The organism is Emticicia sp. (assembly GCF_043780375.1).
Taxonomy (GTDB): domain Bacteria; phylum Bacteroidota; class Bacteroidia; order Cytophagales; family Spirosomataceae; genus Emticicia.
The window spans coordinates 20,354-40,282 of record NZ_JAYWCU010000261.1; the positions used below are offsets into that span (position 1 = coordinate 20,354).

At 36.4% G+C, this 19,929-nt stretch carries 14 protein-coding genes and 2 tRNA genes; 11 read left to right on the forward strand and 5 right to left on the reverse strand.

The features are described 5' to 3' along the window. Positions 1-3 precede the first annotated feature (3 nt). Entirely contained in the window at positions 4-2,217 is a 2,214-nt protein-coding gene (locus ACH2CJ_RS19310; protein WP_394995495.1) for a hypothetical protein, read from the forward strand. Positions 2,218-2,368: 151 nt separating this feature from the next. Here ACH2CJ_RS19310 and ACH2CJ_RS19315 read toward each other — a convergent pair. The 3 genes from ACH2CJ_RS19315 to nudK all read right to left on the reverse strand — a co-directional run bounded on the left by ACH2CJ_RS19315 (position 2,369) and on the right by nudK (position 3,375). Further along, positions 2,369-2,442, reverse strand: a tRNA-Pro gene (locus tag ACH2CJ_RS19315). Between the two features lie 92 nt (positions 2,443-2,534). Further along, positions 2,535-2,622, reverse strand: a tRNA-Ser gene (locus ACH2CJ_RS19320). A gap of 174 nt (positions 2,623-2,796) precedes the next feature. Then, the gene (gene nudK, locus ACH2CJ_RS19325; RefSeq protein WP_394995498.1) at positions 2,797-3,375 is read right to left on the reverse strand and encodes a GDP-mannose pyrophosphatase NudK; all 579 of its coding nucleotides are present in this window, start codon (positions 3,373-3,375) and stop codon (positions 2,797-2,799) included. Between the two features lie 55 nt (positions 3,376-3,430). Here nudK and ACH2CJ_RS19330 point away from each other — a divergent pair, with 55 nt between their 5' ends. From ACH2CJ_RS19330 to ACH2CJ_RS19345, 4 genes are all read left to right on the forward strand, one after another. Beyond that, positions 3,431-4,177, forward strand: a complete 747-nt coding sequence (locus ACH2CJ_RS19330; RefSeq protein ID WP_394995500.1) for a DeoR/GlpR family DNA-binding transcription regulator — start codon at positions 3,431-3,433, stop codon at positions 4,175-4,177. A 46-nt stretch (positions 4,178-4,223) separates the two neighbouring features. Next, positions 4,224-4,508, forward strand: a complete 285-nt coding sequence (locus ACH2CJ_RS19335; protein ID WP_394995502.1) for a hypothetical protein — start codon at positions 4,224-4,226, stop codon at positions 4,506-4,508. A 519-nt stretch (positions 4,509-5,027) separates the two neighbouring features. Continuing rightward, complete coding sequence (locus ACH2CJ_RS19340) at positions 5,028-7,868, forward strand: TonB-dependent receptor domain-containing protein (protein WP_394995504.1); 2,841 nt, start codon at positions 5,028-5,030, stop codon at positions 7,866-7,868. 43 nt (positions 7,869-7,911) lie between these two features. Then, positions 7,912-8,667, forward strand: a complete 756-nt coding sequence (locus ACH2CJ_RS19345) for a GLPGLI family protein (RefSeq protein ID WP_394995506.1) — start codon at positions 7,912-7,914, stop codon at positions 8,665-8,667. Between the two features lie 98 nt (positions 8,668-8,765). On the opposite strand, the gene glgB is transcribed toward ACH2CJ_RS19345, so the two are convergent. After that, a complete protein-coding gene (gene glgB / locus ACH2CJ_RS19350; RefSeq protein ID WP_394995509.1) occupies positions 8,766-10,748 on the reverse strand; it encodes a 1,4-alpha-glucan branching protein GlgB in 1,983 nt (660 codons plus the stop codon). 80 nt (positions 10,749-10,828) lie between these two features. Between glgB and ACH2CJ_RS19355 the strand changes: the two genes are divergently transcribed. The 3 genes from ACH2CJ_RS19355 to ACH2CJ_RS19365 all read left to right on the forward strand — a co-directional run bounded on the left by ACH2CJ_RS19355 (position 10,829) and on the right by ACH2CJ_RS19365 (position 13,917). Then, positions 10,829-11,563 carry a DUF4272 domain-containing protein gene (locus ACH2CJ_RS19355; RefSeq protein ID WP_394995511.1) on the forward strand — a complete coding sequence of 245 codons (735 nt, stop codon included), beginning with the start codon at positions 10,829-10,831 and terminating at the stop codon, positions 11,561-11,563. Positions 11,564-11,626: 63 nt separating this feature from the next. After that, a complete protein-coding gene (locus tag ACH2CJ_RS19360) occupies positions 11,627-12,889 on the forward strand; it encodes a replication-associated recombination protein A (protein WP_394995513.1) in 1,263 nt (420 codons plus the stop codon). 263 nt (positions 12,890-13,152) lie between these two features. After that, positions 13,153-13,917, forward strand: a complete 765-nt coding sequence (locus ACH2CJ_RS19365) for a CHRD domain-containing protein (RefSeq protein WP_394995516.1) — start codon at positions 13,153-13,155, stop codon at positions 13,915-13,917. Positions 13,918-14,005: 88 nt separating this feature from the next. Here the strand turns inward: ACH2CJ_RS19365 and ACH2CJ_RS19370 are convergent, their stop codons facing one another. After that, positions 14,006-14,299 (reverse strand): DUF3817 domain-containing protein, encoded by a 294-nt coding sequence (locus tag ACH2CJ_RS19370; RefSeq protein ID WP_394995519.1) that lies wholly within the window; start codon positions 14,297-14,299, stop codon positions 14,006-14,008. Positions 14,300-14,429: 130 nt separating this feature from the next. Here ACH2CJ_RS19370 and ACH2CJ_RS19375 point away from each other — a divergent pair, with 130 nt between their 5' ends. From ACH2CJ_RS19375 to ACH2CJ_RS19385, 3 genes are all read left to right on the forward strand, one after another. Continuing rightward, positions 14,430-14,954: an NADPH-dependent FMN reductase gene (locus tag ACH2CJ_RS19375; RefSeq protein ID WP_394995522.1), complete on the forward strand. Its 525-nt coding sequence runs from the start codon at positions 14,430-14,432 to the stop codon at positions 14,952-14,954. A gap of 170 nt (positions 14,955-15,124) precedes the next feature. Beyond that, positions 15,125-16,330, forward strand: coding sequence for a bifunctional 3,4-dihydroxy-2-butanone-4-phosphate synthase/GTP cyclohydrolase II (locus ACH2CJ_RS19380; RefSeq protein WP_394995525.1), 1,206 nt, complete (start codon positions 15,125-15,127; stop codon positions 16,328-16,330). 218 nt (positions 16,331-16,548) lie between these two features. Further along, positions 16,549-19,884: a carboxypeptidase regulatory-like domain-containing protein gene (locus tag ACH2CJ_RS19385; protein ID WP_394995528.1), complete on the forward strand. Its 3,336-nt coding sequence runs from the start codon at positions 16,549-16,551 to the stop codon at positions 19,882-19,884. Positions 19,885-19,929: the final 45 nt, after the last annotated feature.

The window sequence follows — 19,929 nt, forward strand, 5'->3', positions numbered from 1 at the left end:
GTGATGAAAAAAATAATAGCTGTTCTGTTCCTTTCTTTGATGCTTTTAAACACTTTTGGGCAATTTAGAAAATTAGTTTTAAGACCCAAACACGGGCAAATCATTGGGCAATGGCAAGTAAATAATCAGCCACTCAGGGCTTGGGTTGATGGCAATAGATTATTTGTGATTCAAGGCGAAATGGACAGTTTTGTGGTAAGAGGAGCTAATATGCTGACACGAACAGACGTAGTTAGTGACTATAAAAACCACTCTCAATATTTTACAGAAACCACAGAAAATAATGGTTTGGAGATGCCCAAAAGTTTCGTCGTTCCAAGATTTTGTATTATGAAAACTACGCCAGACGGCACATCGGTGATACTTTGTGGTGATAAAGCCAAAGAAATTCCACCAGTTATAAAGCAGCCAACGCCTCCCTCAACAACTTCATCAAATGACAATCAATCGGGTGGCGTTCTACCTTCTTCAATAAGACGAGGCAATGGCATTGATATGAAATCGTCTGGCTATCCAAAAATAACCGATGGATACAGGTTTTTGAAAGCTGACGGCTCAGTGAAGGAAGTTGTTTCAAAATTAAGAATTGATAATGGCAAATTGACCGATGAACAATGGAATCGTTCTTTTTATAATGATAATAGTTACGAAAAAGGTTATTATATCGGGCTTGGCTCAAAGTCAAATACATCAGCTTTACAGAATTTGGATGTTTCGGCAATGGCAGGTTTCGACCTCAGTGTGGTTGAAGTTTATACCGAAAAAGGTAAATATTGGAATGGTAAAACTTGGATTCAACATTATGTCACTATTCCTGGAAAAAGAATGGTTACCGACACGGTCAATAAATCGGTCTATTTCTGGAATCCTGGTAAACAAGTAAGTGAAAGCATTTTACCTGATTTTTATGATTCTTTTCCTGAATTTTCGCTCCCAAAAGGCAAAATTGTTAAGTTCTCTTATTCATCAGGCACCGATATTAGCGGCGAAAAAGCGACTAAACGAGGGGTAAGTTTCGTGCAAAATGCACAAAATCCAACAAAAAAAGCCTTGATGGATTATGACGGGTGGTTGCTCAATGCTGGTTGCCCAAAAGCATATACTGTTACGCAAGAAGTAGTTAATAAATGGCTCGAAGGAGTAGATGCGAATGTGTTGAGGCGTAATTTTTCGCAAGTTGTCGGCCCTAATATAAAAACAGGCTATTTGAGTTTAAATTTTGAGCCAATCGGTATTTGGAATGGTAGCAAAAGCGTGAGCAAAATTGGTTTTGCATTGCAAGAATTAAAAAATCAAAAAGCTGAGGGTGAGTTTGCAATTTGGAGCTTAAATCCAAAAGGATTTAGCCGAGCTATGTTTGAAGGAGATAGAAATGCACAAGGCATGACCCAAGTACTGAAATGGCAAGGCAGCGGTTTTGAAGCATATAATCGGGCATTTCCAACGATGGGAACTTCTAATGTTTGGGGCTTTGTGCGAGATGCAGTTACTGTTTCACAAGTGGGTGGCTATTGTAATGATTTGCGGAATGTTGGCACAATTTATCACTTAATGACCGAAGGTTTGGTTTCTAAAAAAATTGAACCTACTAAAAAAGTCTTGGCAAATATTTGGCACGAAGTAGAAATAATGAACTGGCAATTGGGCGAACAAAACCACCGAACTTCGAGTGGTGAGGTGTTTAGAGTACAAGTAAAACCAATCGTTCCGCCCGATTTGATGCAAAGTTGGGGTGTTTGGAGCATGTGGCTCGATGGTTTGGATATGTGGAGTGACCCAAATACAAAAGTCGATAACCCCGACTTGTGGGGAAGTAAAGCGAAAGACCTCGAAGGGGATAAATACAAAGAAAATAGGTTTGGTGAAAAACTTTCGAGTTATCCGTTTCAATCGCAAAAAAATATTGATTGGCTCATGGCTGGCGTGTGGGCAATGAGCATGAACAAAGACATCCTTGAAGCCAATACACCGATCGAATACCCAGACGTAATTTTACCCGACGGCAGAACAGTTACAGGCGATAATAAACTTCCTACCGAAGCCTACATAAAAGGCTTTCCATTGGTGATGAAAAAACGTGACAACAACAGCAAAGATATTCTTTATACTGCCTACTGGGGGCATAACCCTGCTAATAAAGTTGTAAAGTTAGTTGTTGATGGCAATGAGATTATTATCAAAGGGCAATATACGAGTGTGATTAGGGTGAAGATGTAACAAAAAAAGCCCGTCTTTTCAGACAGGCTTTCAGTCGGGCAATGCGATTGGCGGTGGACAGATTCGAACCTGAATGCCGAATCTGACGAACTGCTACTCTCAAAGCAGTAAGAAAAACAAAAAAAGCCCGTCTTTTCAGACAGGCTTTCAGTCGGGGTGGCCAGATTCGAACTGACGACCTTCTGCTCCCAAAGCAGACGCGATACCGGGCTACGCTACACCCCGAATGGATGTTCCCCGAGGGGTTACTTTTTGTTTGGGAGTGCAAAGGTAAGAATGTTTTTTTCTTAATTCAAACTTTACACGAAAACTTTTTGCGGAGAGAGAGGGATTCGAACCCTCGGTACCCTTATGAGGTACGGCAGTTTAGCAAACGGCTACTTTCGGCCTCTCAGTCATCTCTCCTTTTCCTTTTTGGGAGTGCAAATATAAAACACTGTTTTTAATTTTTAACAAATCTGATGCCAAAATTTCTAAAAAAAAATAAACTTTTTACTTTTTTCTTGATAACACACTGTCTTTCAAGCATTTATATTCAACACTATTTATTCTAATTTCTAAATCCTAATACCCAAAAACCTAAAGTAAACCCTTTATTTGGGCATATTGCAGCAACATGATTGTTTTACCATCTTTTATTTCACCAGTTTCAATCATTTCCAAGGCTCGTTTGAATGGAATCTCTAGTACTTCAATATTTTCTTGCTCATGTTCTGCTCCGCCACCTTCATTGATTTTCATGGATTTGCTATATTCCGCTACAAAAAAATAAAGAATTTCAGTAACTGAACCTGGCGACATATATGCTTCAAAAACTTTTTGTACCTCCCCTATTCTATACCCTGTTTCTTCTTCGGTTTCTCGACGAATACAAGCTTCGGGATTATCTTTGTCGAGCAACCCAGCACAGGCTTCTATCAACATTCCTGTTTCGTTCCCATTAATATAAGTTGGCATACGGAATTGCTCAGTCAGTACAACTGTTTGATTATCAGCATTATAAAGCAAAATTACAGCCCCGTTTCCTCTATCATAAGCCTCTCTTGCTTGGGTTTGCCATTCGCCCGACTGATTTCTATAATCAAAAGTTATTTTTTTTAGTACATACCAATTGTTGGAAAGAATTTTTTCTTCAATTACTTTAACATTAGAATTCATAATGACCATATTTGATTAATTTTGATTATATTTGAACAAATTTAAGCTAAAAACAATGAGTTATCAAAATAGAAAGCAAAAAATCTTAACAATTGTAGAAACTGAAGGCGAAATTGATGTAAAAACATTGGCTCAGGTGCTAGATATTTCTGAAATCACTATTAGGCGGGACTTAACATTAATGGCGAGTGATGGGCTTGTTTTTCGTACGCATGGCGGAGCAATGAAACTAAGTTTGGCAAATATTCCGGTGAGTTTTGAACATAAAACTACCATAAACATCGAACAAAAAGATTATATCTGCCGATTATCAGCTCAGGAAATTATGGACGGAGATATTATTTTCATGGATTGCGGAAGTACGGTTTTTAGGCTTTGCCAATTTATCAAAAACAAACGAATTAAAATCATAACTAATTCACTGCCAGTTGTTTATGAATTATTGAATACTGAAGTATCTATTAACTTGATTGGTGGCGAATTAGACGATAAACGCCAATCGATTCATGGAAAAATTGCCGTTGAACATATCGAACGCTACAAAGCCGACAAAGCTTTTGTGGGAATTGATGGCATTTCGGTCGAAAATGGTTTGAGTGCCGCAAGCGAAAAAGAGGCTGAAATCACGAGTGCTATGGCAGCAAATGCTCGAAAAACATATTTACTTTGCGATTCGAGCAAGTTGGGTAAAGATAAATATCTGAAGTTTGCACCTTTAACAATAGTTGATGTTTTGGTGACAGATGAGCAAGGAGCAGTACTAAAACAATATCAAGATTTAGGAATTAATGTGCTGAATTAAATAAATATGTTTTATATTTGAGTTCTTCTAAACCTAACCAAAACTAATGAAAACAATTGTTTTAATTCTTAACATTTTACTTATCATTGTCTTAATTCCGTCGATTATGATAGCTATTACTTCGCCAATGATATTTGCCGCCAAAGAAACCAACCGCCTGTGGTGGACCGCTGGAACTGCCGTAGCATTGCCGCTTTCGATTATAATTTGTGGAATTATTTCTTGGCGAGCCTATTATCAAATGGATTATAGCTTTGCTTTTAAAATAAGCATGATTCCTGTTTTTAATGGTTTCTTGCTTATTTATTTCATGCTTACGATGGATCAATAACGTTATTTCTTACCCAATACAAACAAAAAAGTAGGCTTAGTCCTACTTTTTTTGTTTAATAACCATATTTCCTAAATTTTCTTAAAAAAATACATACGTATATAAAATAACCATATCATGGCTCTCGTTATCAACTAAATAGTTAGTTAATTTTTCGTCAAACACAATAAGACATATTTATGAAAAAGCCTTTACAATCTTTCACGGGTAGTTTACGCTCGGTAAATCTGTTACCTTCAATGCTCGCAAGTATCGTTTAATTAACGTTTCGTCATATTTCTGACTCCTTTCAAAACATTTTTCTTTTCTTAGTTTCATTTCAAATTAATTTTGTATCAAAACTGTAACCTTTTACAGCTTTTGAAGTAAGATAATTGAACAAGCAAACTTTAACAAATTATTTTTAACTAAGAAATTAGTTAAAAATAATTCCATCTTTTGCAACATTTCTATAATAATTACGACTAATCAAAAGACATTTTACCCACCGCAAAATTTTAAAACACATCAATTTTAATTATGAAAAAAGCTATTACCTTATTATTGAGTCTGCTTGTTTATGAGGCAGTTTTTGCCCAAAATCCTGCCCGTATTACTATTAAAGGTACTGCCATTGATTCGAGTAATGGCACTTTACCTTTCGCAACTGTTATGCTACTGACGCCCAAAGATTCTACGCTCGTTAATTTTGGACGTGCCGATGAAAAAGGCGTTTTTGAGTTTAAAAACGTTAAGAATACTAACTATTTACTCAAAATTTCGTCAATGAGTTATTTGCCTTTTCAGCAAGAAATTACGCCTTCCGAAAAGCCAATTAATGACTTGGGAAACCTGAAACTCAAACTCATTGCTAAAGAATTGATGGAGGTAGTTATCAAAACAGCCAGGGCTCCGCTGAGCATCAAAGGCGACACGATTGAGTATAATGCTGCCTCTTTTAAAGTTCCACCTGGTTCGACAGTAGAAGATTTATTGCGAAAATTACCCGGTGTACAAATTGACCAAGAAGGCAATATAAAAGCCCAAGGGCAAGATGTAAAAAAAGTAACGGTTGATGGCAAACAGTTTTTTGGAACTGACCCAAAATTAGCTACTAAAAACCTTCCTGCGGATGCTATAACTAAGATTCAGGTTTTTAATGACAAAACTGAGCAGTCGAAAATTACTGGAATTGATGATGGAAAAAAAGAAAAAACGATGAATTTGGAGCTAAAAGAAAGTTTCAAAAAAGGCGGTTTTGGTAAAGTTATGGTAGCTGGCGGAACAGACCAAAGAGGCGAATTCAAAGGAAATTATAATAAATTTGACTCAAAACAGCAATTTGCATTCATCGGTACGCTCAATAATACCAATCAAGGTGGCATTTCGTGGGACGATTATCAGGACTTCAAAGGAAGTAGTTCATTCAATTGGGGCGATGACGGCGACTTTGGTTTTAGCGGGGGTAGAAGATTTATTTATTTTGGTGAAGAGGATGAAGGTGTAAGCATTTCGCCTGGTGGTGGAGGCAATCGAAATCGTGGTTTTTCCACAAACGGTTCGGCAGGAGTAAACTATAATTATGACACTAAAAAAACAAAATTTACTTCGAGCTATTATTATAATCAAGTTCGTACGGTGATGGATTCTTATGCCAATCGTAAGACTTTTTTGCAAAACAATGAGTCGTTCGATACCCGTGATTCGAGCAATCGAGTAAATTTCAGTGGCAATCATCGTGTTAATTTGAGGTTTCAAAAAGAAATTGACTCATTAAATACCTTAATTGTGATAAGCAATAGCCGCTTTACCGATGCAAATAATATTTATGGTAGTAATCAGAATTATTTTAGAAATAATCTTTTGGCAAGTCAGACAGCAATTAATAATAGTGGTGATAAAAATTCATTTGGCACAGTCAATTCGGCAATTTTTCGCCATAAATTCAAGAAAAAAGGCAGGAGTTTTACTTTAAGTGCTGGTTATAACATGAATGAGTCGGATGCTAATGCAAGACAAATTTCTCTCAATGATTTTTATAATTCGACAACGGTAAATAATGCTTTGAGGAATATTAGACAGCTCAATGTAACTAATACAACAACCAATCAATACAAAGCAAGTGCATTGTTTGTTGAGCCGCTTAGTAAAAAGTTTTTCTTAGAAACATTTTATAATTTGAGTATTCAAAAGAGTATCGTCAATCGTGATGTAGATAGTATTTTTGTGCGAAATGAAAAAGAGGCTCTTGGAATTATAAATGAGTTGAGTAGAAATTATGTCAATGAAATTACTTATAATCGAGTGGGTACGAGCCTTCGCTACACCTACAAAGGCTTAAACTTGGCGGGTGGTTTGGCTTGGCAAAATTATAGCCTAAGAGGCGAATTTATCAACAATAAACTCACCCAAACAAAGGGAATTGTGAGCCGTAATTTTTCGGCATTTGCACCTAATGTTTCGCTTAATTATGACCTTAAAAACAACCGATACCTTTATGGCGGCTATGATGTAAGTGTGCAAGAGCCTTCAGTGCGAGATTTACAACCAATTGTTGACAATAGCAATCCACGTTATATTTCAGAAGGAAACCCTGACCTTTTGCCACAAATCAGAAAATTGGTTAATGTAGGTTATAATAAATTTGACCCCGCTACTTTTATTAATCTTTATGTGAGTTTGTCGTATGATTATAATATCAATCAAGTGATTTATAACCAAAATATTGATGCAAATTTTGTTACTCGCACCAAACCTGTCAATATTTCGGGTGGTTGGTCGGGTGGTCCATATTTTGGTTTTGGGTTTCCCTTGAAAAAGACAAAAGCAACAATGAATTTGAATGGAAGTATGTTTTACAGTAAAAATCTGACTTACATCAACAATGTTTTGAACAATACGAATGGCGATAATTATAATATTGGCTTACGATTAGACCTTACGCCAAGCGATGTATTTACGTTTTATGGCAATGCCAATTTTGGTATCAGTAATACTAAATATTCTATCAATACTGCCCAAAATCAACAGGTTTTTAATAATAATTACGGCGGAGAAATGAATGTAAAGTTTCCAAAAGGTATTTATTTCAATACTAAATTCAATTATAGAGTTTATAAAAATGCCCGCTTCGGCTTCGACCAAAAAATACCTTTGATGAATATGTCGGTTTATAAAATTGTGGGGAAAGCCCAAAAAGCCGAACTCCGTTTTACGGCCTATGATATTTTCAAACGTAACCTCGGAATTACTCAATCGGCAAGCCAAAATTATGTTTCACAAGAGCAAATTCAGACGCTTTCACGGTATTTTATGTTAAGTTTTACCTATAACATGAGAGGTATAAAAGCCCAAGTTCGTAAGCGTAATTCGTGGGATTAATTCAATTACTAATGAAAAATTATCAATTTTTAGTAAAATCTATATGAAAAATCATATCATTATATACTCAATTATTATAATCATTTTCTGCTCTTTCTTCGCTTCTGCCCAAAAAACAGAGGGAATTATTTCTTTTGAGCGAAAAACATATTATTCTAAAATCATTGCTCGATTACCGTATTTGAGCCAAGAAGAAAAAGACCGTGTAAAAATGCGACAAGGAAGCGATGATGAATGGAAAGAAAAAATGAAATTAGTATTTAGTCCTACCAAGAGCTTATATACATACCTAAATGAGCAAGCCGAAAGCGAAGATGGTACTTATGCTTGGCGAAACGATGATTATATTATTACCAGAGATTTTGAAAAAGAAAAAAAAACTGATGTTATAGAAATGTTGGGAAAAACCTATGTCATAGAAGATTCATTGCACACGCCAAGTTGGAAAATAATGAATCAAATAAAAGATGTAGCGGGCTATATTTGCATGAAAGCCGTAGCGGAAGATACCATTAAAAAACAAAAAATCACCGCATGGTTTACGGGCGATATTCCTGTACCTGCTGGACCCGAACTTTATTTCGGACTTCCTGGGGTAATCTTGGAATTAGACATCAATGATGGCGATGTGTTGATTGAAGCAACAAAAGTGGAGTTCAAGAAATTGGATAAAGAGCTAATTTTGCCGAAAACCAAAGGCAAGAAGATCAAAGACAAAGATTATGACACTTTGTTGAGAAATCATATTCGAGATAGTATCAAATCGCAGCGAAATCCTTATTGGGCGATTAGGTATTAACTTAATGAGTGAATGACAGAATTAATGAGTGAACATTGAGTGTTTTTAAAAGTTAAAATGCTCTATCATTCATTAATTCTATCATTTCAAAACTGTATTTACTTCAACCTCAAAACAATTCCACTAAGCGGTGGTAAAGTCAATGAAATTGAATTTTCTTTGCCATGCGATAGCTTAGCTTCGGTTTTCACTTCTCCATTTAGCGAACCGCTTCCCCAATAGTTCTGATTATCGCTATTGAAAACTTCTACGTAAGTTCCTGCCGCTGGCACGCCCACTCGGTAATTTGAGCGAGGTACTGGCGTAAAGTTCAAAATTACCAATACGTTTTCTTTTTCGTTAAAACCTTTTCTTGCGTAAACTATTACAGCATTTTCACGGTCGCTGGTGTCAATCCATTCAAAACCTTCTGGACTAAATTGTTTATCAAAAAGTGCTGCTTCTGAGCGATAAAGACTATTTAAACCTTTTACACACTCTTTCATGCCGTTGTTTGGTTGGTTTTCTAACAAATGCCAATCGAGGCTTTTTTCGAAATTCCACTCGGCAAATTGAGCAAATTCGCCTCCCATAAAGAGCAATTTCGTTCCTGGGTGTGTAAACATATAGGTGTACATCAAACGCAAATTGGCAAATTTTCGCCATTCATCGCCTGGCATTTTTTCAATCATTGAGCCTTTTCCATAAACCACTTCATCGTGCGAAAATGGCAACATAAAGTTTTCAGAAAAAGCATAAACCAAACTAAAAGTAATGTCGTTTTGATGCCATTTTCGATACATTGGATCTTTCGAGAAATAACGTAATGTGTCGTTCATCCAACCCATCATCCATTTCATGCCGAAGCCAAGTCCACCCGTATAAACTGGACGTGAAACTCCCGGGAATGCGGTTGATTCCTCTGCAATTGTCTGCGTATCAGGAAAACTACGATAAATTTCTTCATTCAATTCTTTGAATAATGAAATCACTTCGAGGTTTTCTCTGCCCCCAAACATATTTGGAATCCATTCGCCTTCATTGCGAGAATAATCACGATAAAGCATCGAAGCTACTGCATCAACACGCAAACCATCAGCATGAAATCTATCTAACCAAAATAGAGCATTGCTTATTAAAAATGAACGTACTTCATAGCGACCATAGTTGAAAATATGGCTTTTCCAGTCGGGATGATAGCCTTCACGTGGGTCTTCATGTTCGTAAAGAGCAGTTCCGTCAAATCTATAAATTCCATGAGCATCGCCTGGGTAATGCGACGGTACCCAATCAAGTATTACTCCAATGCCGTTGAGGTGTAATTGCTCAATCAAATACATAAACTCTTGTGGGGTGCCAAAACGGCTACTCGCAGCAAAATATCCTGTAATTTGATAGCCCCAAGATGGTTCATAAGGATGCTCCATTATAGGCATAAACTCTACATGCGTAAAGCCCATTTCCTTTATATATGGCACAAGCGTATCGGCTACTTCGCCATAACTGAGACATCTTTCGGGGTTTGAAGGGTCTCTTTTCCAAGAACCAAAGTGCAATTCATAAACCGATGTTGGAGCATTCAGGTTATTATGTGCTTTGCGGGTTTTCATCCAATCTTGGTCTTTCCATTCATACCAAGTATCCCAAACGATGGATGCAGTTTTTGGAGGGTGTTCCCAACGAAGAGCGTAAGGGTCACCTTTTTCGATATCAGCACCAGTATTTGACGCAATAAAATACTTATACACTTCGCCATTACCGATATTCGGAATCCAACCTTCCCAAATGCCTGAGCCATCCCAACGAGGATTTAGTGGGTGTTCACCACGATTCCATCCATTGAAAGCACCAATCACCGAAACGTATTTGGCATTTGGAGCCCAAACGGCAAAAAGTGTTCCTGTAACTCCTTGATTATCAACTACGTGAGAACCTAATTTTTCGTACAATCTAAAATGTTTTCCTGAACGAAAAAGTCCAATATCAAAGTCAGTTAGTAAACTAAAAGGTTCTACTTTGTTGAAAACTGGTGTAATATTTACTTCTGGTTGTTCAGTTTTTGCTGTTGCTTCTTTTTTAGTAGAAACTATTTTCTTTGCCATAGGTTGAATTTTAACAAGGTTATAAGTATTGGATTGTAAAAATAGTTTTTTAAAATTGAAATGCAAAAAATGGTTTATATTTGAGTGGAGAAGAATCAAACATTATTTTTGACCCTACAAAAAATCCCAATTTAATAAATATGAACCATATTGAAAAAAAACAATATTTACAAAGTAAACTTTCCGAGATAAACATCAACGACTGCCATTTTAATTTTATACCTTATTTAGAAGAGTCCAAATGGCGTTTTCAAAAACCAGATAAAATAGGAAGAAGACTTTATGCATTTTACTCAATAATATATTTAATTGAAAATCCAGAAAATAAAGAAAAACTTATTAGTTGGTTGAAAAGAGAAGCAATTTGGGAAGAATTATCAGAGTCAGAAAAATATATTTTTGGTGATGTTTCTTTAAGCGATGAGGAAATGGGAGAATGGTATTGGGCAATAGAGAGGGCAAGCATACTTGCTTGGGTTTTAGGATTTTACGATAAAGACTTAGACCCTAATAAACCTATTGAATTTGACGAGATTTATGAGAAAATCCCTAAAATTGGTGAATCTTTAAAAGATTTTTTAGAAGAATTAGAATTTGCTACTATTGATAAACAGAAGATTTTCTTAGAGAATATATTTAATGAATTAATAACTTCAACATTAAGGGATATTAGTTTTGGTTTAAAAAAACCAATTCCTAAGTGTGATGCTTACGTTTCATTTGAAAGACATAAAACATTAAATTGGGTAAGAAATTATGGATATTCACAGAAAAATGAAATAATTGAATGGGATGATGTTGCAACTGATACATGATATTTAAAATATTAACAAAAGAACAAATCACTCATTCACAAAATCACCATTCACCAATAGCCCATGTCAGCCCCTTTAGCCGAAAGATTACGCCCAAAAAAATTAGATGAATATATCGGACAAGAGCATATTTTGGGTAAAAATAAGCCTCTTCGTACTGCCATTGAAGCCAATCTTGTACCTTCAATGATTTTGTGGGGACCACCTGGTACTGGCAAAACTACGCTTGCTTTGCTAATTGCCGAGGCAACCAAACGACAATTTCACCAACTCAATGCGGTTAGTTCGGGTGTAAAAGAGTTGCGGGAAGTTATCAGCAAAGCTACGGGACTCTTCCCTCCGATTGTTTTTATTGATGAGATTCATCGCTATAATAAATCTCAACAAGATTCGCTACTGACGGCAGTAGAAAAAGGGCATATTACTCTCATTGGTGCAACGACCGAAAATCCTTCTTTCGAGCTAAACGGTGCGGTACTTTCTCGCTGTCAAGTTTATATTTTGGAATCTTTTGGTGAAAAAGAACTGAAAGAACTCACCAACAGGGCTTTACTAAAAGATGTAATTTTGAAAGAAAAAAACATAAAAGTAGAATCTTATGATGCTTTGATGCGAATTTCGGGTGGCGACGGACGGAAATTATTGAATCTTTTGGAGCTAATTACTTTTTCATATCCTCCTGATAATGAGATAATTATCAATGATAATTTGGTAGAAGAAGTTGCCCAACGCAATATTGCTCGCTACGATAAATCGGGCGAACAGCATTATGATATTATTTCGGCATTTATCAAATCTATTCGTGGTTCCGACCCAAATGCCGCACTTTATTGGATGGCACGCATGATTGTGGCAGGGGAAGACCCCGAATTTATTGCCCGAAGAATGCTAATTTTAGCATCGGAAGATATTGGCAATGCCAATCCAACAGCAGTAATTATGGCAAATAATTGTATGCAAGCCGTGAAGGTAATTGGTTACCCCGAATGTCGAATTATTTTGTCGCAAACAGCAATTTATTTGGCAACATCACCCAAATCAAATGCTTCTTATGTAGCGATTGATGCAGCAATGGCTTTGGCTGAAAAAACTTCACATTTGCCAGTTCCTTTGGCTCTCAGAAATGCTCCGACCAAATTGATGAAACAAATAGGCTATGGCAAAAACTACCAATATTCGCATAATTATGAAGGAAGTTTTGCAAAACAGAACTTCCTGCCTGACGAATTGAAAGGCACAAAAATCTATGAGCCAAGCAATAATGCCCGTGAAAACGAAATTAGAAAACAATTGCAAAATTGGTGGGCCGAGTGGTATGGGTATTGAAAAATCTATGAACTTATAGAACGGTCAGCGTTGTGTTATCGGCAATCGACTACGTAGATTCTTATTTTCTAAAGTTTATTTAATTACTTTCTAAAATCACTTTTCAACCAATATTTAATTTTTATAGAGTAAATTTGCGAAACAAAAAAAATTTAATAACATTTTCAACCATTCCTCAGTTTATTACGTATTGTATGATAGATCAATTATTTTCTACTCATTATACTTAATTTTTAAATTTAAATTTAAAATATCTTAATTAAATGAAAAAACACTTATTTTATTCGTTCGTTCTCATTTTAGCATTGGCAATTGGTTGCAAAAAAGATGAGACAATTCCAGACCAAGTTGTATCAAGTACACTCGCTGGAAATAGCAATATGCTCTATGCAACAACTACGCTTTCAGGAGCTAATGAAGTACCAGCGGTAACAACTACTGCCACTGGAGATGCGGTTGGTTCTTTTGACAAAACCACCAAAATTTTAAATCTTACCGTTACTTATGGAGGTGTTATACCTACGGCATGGCACATTCACAAAGCTGCTGCTGGAGTTGCTGGTGGGGTAGTTTTTAATTTTGGCACTGAATTTAAAACTCCATTTGTTTTTACTTCGGCTGCCCTTTCTGCTGCCCAAGAAGCTGATTTAGTTGGTGGATTAAACTATGTAAATATTCATAGTGCCAAAGCTCCAGGCGGTGAAATCAGAGGACAATTAGCGGTTGCAGCTACAACAGCTACAGGTTCAGTAAGCGGTACTTATAACAAAGGAACTAAGATTTTGAAAGTTTCTGTAACCTATGCAGGTTTAACACCTACGGCATGGCATATTCACAAGGGTGCAGTTGGAGTCGCTGGTCCTGTTGTATTAGATATGGGAACAACATTTACAAGTCCATTTAATTTTTCTACAGTAGCACTCACTACCGACCAAGAAGCTGATTTATTAGCGGGCTTGTTCTATGTAAACATTCACAGTAAAATTGCACCAAATGGTGAAATTAGAGGACAATTAGCTGTAAAATAAATATTGAGCCTTATTATAGCCGAAGGGTCAAGAGAAATTATTTCTTTTGACCCTTCGGCTATTTTATACTATTCAAGCTTATTTTTTATTAATTCTCTTGCTCCCTGAACAACTTTTTATCGGCATAAAAAGTGCCAAATGGAATAAGGGAAGCTATAAAAGCCAAAGCAGTTTTTTTCAATGACCATTTATATTGAATCTTAACTAAAGCCAAAAGCAAAACATAGCTGATAAAAAGTACGCCATGTGTCATGCCAACAAAATAGTTAGGTTTTGGCATTCCCATCATATATTTTAGTGGCATTGTTATGCCAAAAAGAATAAACGAACAACCTTCTAAAAAAGCTATTGTCCTAAATTTTCCTAAAGTAGTTCTTAACATAAAATTTCTGATTGATTTTTGTATAACAAAGATACGAGATTCGAGCAAGGCGAGTTGAGTTTTTTTCGATGGTGAACATTTTATTTTATTTTTTGTTAGTTTATTAGGTATAAATATTAAATAGTTTGTAATGATTGGCATCATAATAGGCACAAATCGCCACAATTCAATTTCGAGAAAAGTAGGTATAAGCTACCAAAATTTATTAACAACATTAGGCGAAGAAAGTAAAATTATAGATTTAGCTGAACTCCCACAAGACTTTGTGTTTTCGGCTCTGTATCACAATTCAGGAAAAAATGAAGCGTTTAATGATTTTCAAAAAATTATAGATGACACCACAAAATTTGTTTTTATTGTTCCCGAATATAATGGCTCATTTCCTGGGGTTTTAAAAAGTTTTTTTGATGGGCTACGCTATCCCGATAGTTTTAATAATAAAAAAGCAGCTCTTGTAGGAATTTCGGCAGGAGTTTTGGGCAATGCCGTAGGTTTAGGGCATCTCAATGATATTTTGAGTTACATGGGAACAGACGTACTTGGTCTGCGTATTAAATTAGGAAACATGAACACTCATTTTAATGGCGAAGAATTTATCTTCGATGTTTATCTAAACTTCCTCGAAAAACAAGCAAAGGCTTTAATAGCCTTTTAAAATATACAACCTGCCCATATCGCTTAGCCACCGTGGAAATTGACATATTTTCTCAAAATAAATTTGATTTACCTCATACAAATACAGTTCTACCGAAATCTATTACCTTTACAAACGTTTTTATTCATAAAACTGTTTTTTCAGAAATACATATATACCATAATAGATAAATGAAATTAGACCGCATAGAAGAAGCAATTGAAGATATACGTAATGGAAAAATAATCATTGTCGTAGATGACGAAGACCGTGAAAACGAGGGAGATTTTATATGTGCTGCCGAAAAAACTACGACCCAAATGGTCAATTTTATGGTAAAAGAAGGGCGTGGCTTGATGTGTACCCCGCTTACTCGGAAGCGTTGTGAAGAGTTAGAACTTGATATGATGGTAGGAAAAAATACCGCCCAGCATGAAACAGCTTTTACGGTTTCCGTTGATTTGCTTGGCAATGGCTGTACAACGGGCATTTCGGCAAGTGACCGTGCAAAGACAATTCAAGCATTGGTTAGTTCTGACACAAAACCAGAAGATTTAGGTCGCCCTGGTCATATATTTCCCTTACGTGCTGCCGAAGGTGGCGTATTACGTCGTTCAGGGCATACCGAAGCCGCTATTGATTTGGCAAAATTGGCAGGTTTAGAGCCTGTGGGTGTGCTTATCGAAATCTTAAATGAAGACGGTACAATGGCCCGTTTACCTCAACTTTTTGAAATTGCTAAGAAATTCGACCTCAAATTGGTTAGTATCAAAGATTTGATAGAATACCGTTTATCAAAAGAAAGCCTGATAAAAAGAGAAATAGGTGTTGATATGCCTACCAAATGGGGACATTTTGATATGGTTGCTTTTCGACAATTAGACAATGACCAATTGCATTTGGCACTTATCAAAGGTACTTGGGAAGCCGACGAACCTATTTTGGTGCGTGTACACTCTTCTTGCGTAACTGGTGACATTTTTGGTTCGTGCCGTTGCGATTGTGGTGCTCAACTTCACGCTGCCATGGAAATTGTTGAAAAAGAAGAAAAAGGGGTCATATTGTATATGAATCAAGAAGGGCGTGGAATAGGACTTTTAAACAAACTCAAAGCCTACAAATTGCAAGAAATGGGACGAGATACAGTTGAGGCAAACCTCGAATTGGGTTTCAATATGGATGAGCGGGATTATGGTGTGGGAGCTCAAATTTTACGTAATCTGGGCATCAAAAAAATGAAGCTTATTTCAAACAATCCTAAAAAGCGGGCGGGTTTAATTGGCTATGGTTTGGAAATAATAGAATCGATTCCGATTGAGATTTCTTCTAATCCTCACAATGAAAAATATTTGCAGACTAAAAGAGACAAAATGGGGCATGAAATTTTGGGAGTATAAAAATATTCGGCACGCATAACAATCTTTTAATACACCAAAATAGAATTTTACCAACATTTTTCATTAAAAATCATATAAATTGTTGTAAATCAAGCACTTATCCAAATAAAAAGGATAGGTGCTTGTTTTTTTTAGAGAAAAAAAATGTGACCTTTGTATAGAAAAATTAAAAACCACTAAATAATTTTTACTTCAAACATTTCTAACTCCAAAAAAAAATGATGCGAAAATTTACTTTCGGGCGACGCTTCGCTATTAAGACAGCGTTTAGCCTTTTTACAGTAATTCTATTTGCTTTTCAAGGCTTTGCACAGGTTACTACTTCATCAATCAGCGGTTTAGTCGCAGATGCTAAAGGCGAAGGCTTACCAGGTGCAACGATTGTTGCTATTCACGTACCATCGGGTACAAAGTATGGTACCGTTTCAAATGTATCGGGTCGTTATACGCTTCCTGCTTTACGTATCGGTGGTCCATATAAAATTACTTTTACTTTCATTGGTTTCAAAGAAGCCGTAAAAGAAGGGGTGATTACAAGTTTGGGAACTGCTGCTAACGTTGACGTTAAATTAGATGAGGAAGGAACATTCCTTGATGAAATCAAAGTTGTATCTACTCGCAGTGACATTTTCAGCTCTGACCGTACTGGTGCTTCTACAACAATTGGTAAGCAAGCCTTACAAGCGTTGCCAACAATTGGTAGCCGTTCGATTAATGATTTTACTAAGTATAATCCACAGGGTAATGGTCGTTCGTTCGGTGGTCAAGATAGCCGTTTGAACAACTTTACTATTGATGGTTCGGTATTTAATAACGGATTTGGTTTAGGTTCTGATTCTCAAGCTGGTGGACGTACAAATTCAACTGCTATTTCGTTGGATGCCATCGAGGAGATTCAAGTAAGTATTGCTCCTTTTGATGTACGCCAATCAGGTTTTGTTGGTGCGGGTTTGAACGCCGTAACTCGTTCAGGAACAAACGAAGTACAAGGTTCGGTTTATCACAGTTTCCGTAATAACGGTAAAAGTTTTGTAGGTACAGAAGCAAAAGGTTTACCAGTAACTATCGGAACATTTGATGAGAAAATCACTGGTTTCCGTTTGGGAGCTCCAATCATCAAAAACAAGTTGTTTATATTCGTGAATGGTGAATTCCAAAGAAGAACATCACCAGCATCGGCTTTTGTGGCAAAAGGTTCTAATAACCCTGGTAACCCGACACGTGTAGAGAAAGCAGATATTGACGCTTTGAGTACATTTATGCAAACAAAGTTTGGATATGAAACAGGCCCTTATGAGGCTTATGATGACCAAACTTCTTCTGATAAATTTTTGGCTCGTTTAGATTATAACATTAGTGATAACCATAAGGCTACGGTACGTTATACATTCCACAACTCACAAGATTACGTTACTATCAGTAACAGCTCTTCGGCTGGTTTTGGTAGCCGTATCACTGCAAACTCAATGTCGTTCAAAAACTCTGGTTATTTGATTCAAGATAATACTCGCTCGATTGTAGCTGAATTGAACTCAACTTTCAAAGGAAAAGCAGCCAATAATTTCATTATTGGTTACGACAAACAGAATGAAGACCGTGCTTATGCTGGTGCATTTTTCCCAACGGTTGATATTTTGAACAATAATCAAACTTATATTGCAACTGGTTTCGACCCATTTACACCAAGTAATAAGTTGAATTATGGTACGTTTCACATCACAGATAACTATACTTTGTTTAAAAACAAACATACTATCACAGTAGGAGCTAATTACGAGAATTACAAATCTAATAACTTATTCTTCCCTGCTTCAAATGGTGTTTGGGTATTTAACTCATTAGCAGATTTCTATGCTTCAGCAAATGGAAATAAAGATGTTACTGTAAACTTGTTCCAATATCGTTATTCGGCATTGGAAGGTGGTGCAGAACCATTACAGATTTTGAAAGTTAATAAATTTGACTTTTATGGTCAAGATGATTACCAAGTGTCTCGTAAATTAAAATTATCAATGGGTTTGAGAGCAAGCGTAATAGCATTAGGCAATACAGCTTTAGAAAATAAGACTATTTCGGGACAAACCTATAAAGACACAGAAGGTGCGGCATACAAAATTAATACAGGTACTATGCCTGGTACGAAAATTTTGTTTGAGCCTCGTCTTGGATTTAACTGGGATGTTACTGGAAAACGTACAACTCAGGTTCGTGGTGGTTCAGGTATCTTTACTGGTCGTCCTCCTTATGTATTCATTTCAAATCAAATTGGTAATAACGGTATTCTGACAGGGTTTATAGAGGCTCGTAATACGAAAGCATATCCATTTGTGCAAGATGCTTCGGTTTATGCTCCAACTACGCCAACATTACCAACTACTTTTGATATTGCTGCAACTGACTCAGATTACAAGTTTCCTCAAGTTTGGAAAACCAATATTGCAGTTGACCAAAAATTACCATTTGGTTTAGTTGGTTCGATAGATTTCTTGTATAACAAATTCTTGAATTCAGCTCAATATTTCGATGCAAACTTAGAGCCGGCAACCAGTAAGTTTACTGGTCCTGATACTCGTGACCGTTTCCCAGGTTCTGGTTTGACTGGTGCTAACTTAACAAATGCTATCCGTATTAATGATAATGTGTCTCGTGCGGCGGTTTTGAGAAGTAATAATACAGGTGAAAACGTTTCCTTGACATTCAAATTAGAAAAGCCATGGACTAAAGGTTTCTATGGTATGGTTGCTTATACTTATAGCAAAACACGTGATTTAATGTCAGCGGGTTCTATTGCTTCAGGTTCATTTACTGGTGCAAGAAGTGTCAATGGGAATAACAGATTAGGTTTGTCTACGAGTGATTTTGACCTTCCTCAACGTGTTGTAGGTGCATTGAGTTATCGCCTTGAATATGGTGGGAAATTTGGTGGTTCTTCCCAAGTTTCAATTGGTTATGTTGGTGGCTCGGGTACTTCACGTTATTCATATTCAATTTCTGGTGATATGAATGGTGACGGTATTGCAGGAAACGAATTGTTATATGTGCCAAATAAAGCAACTGATTTGACTTTTGTAAACACCCTTGCCATTGGTGGAGTGGTTTATACACCTGCACAACAAGCTGAAGCTTTTGATAAATTTATTGACCAAGACCCATATTTGAGTACAAAACGTGGTCAGTACGTTGACCGTAACGGTTCTATCCTTCCTTGGTTGAATCAATATGACTTATCGTTCATCCAAGAGTTTTTTGTAAACATAAAAGGAAAGCGTAATACAATCCAAGTACGTGCAGATATTCAAAATTTTGCAAACTTATTAAATAGCGACTGGGGTGTTGGTCGGTTTGTAAGTAATACTTCGCCTTTGGCTTTTGTAAGTGTTACTGCTGTTGGTGTTCCTCAATATCGTTTGAATACTCAAACAACAAGAACGCTAAACACCGATGGAATTAGCACAACTTCTACAACCGGTTTGTTGAAAGATACTTTCCAAAACAGAAGTGGTTCGGGTGATGTTTGGAATGCTCAATTGACATTACGTTATATCTTTAACTAATTGATAATCGAATAATTATAAAAAAAAGTCCCACCTCGAAAGAAG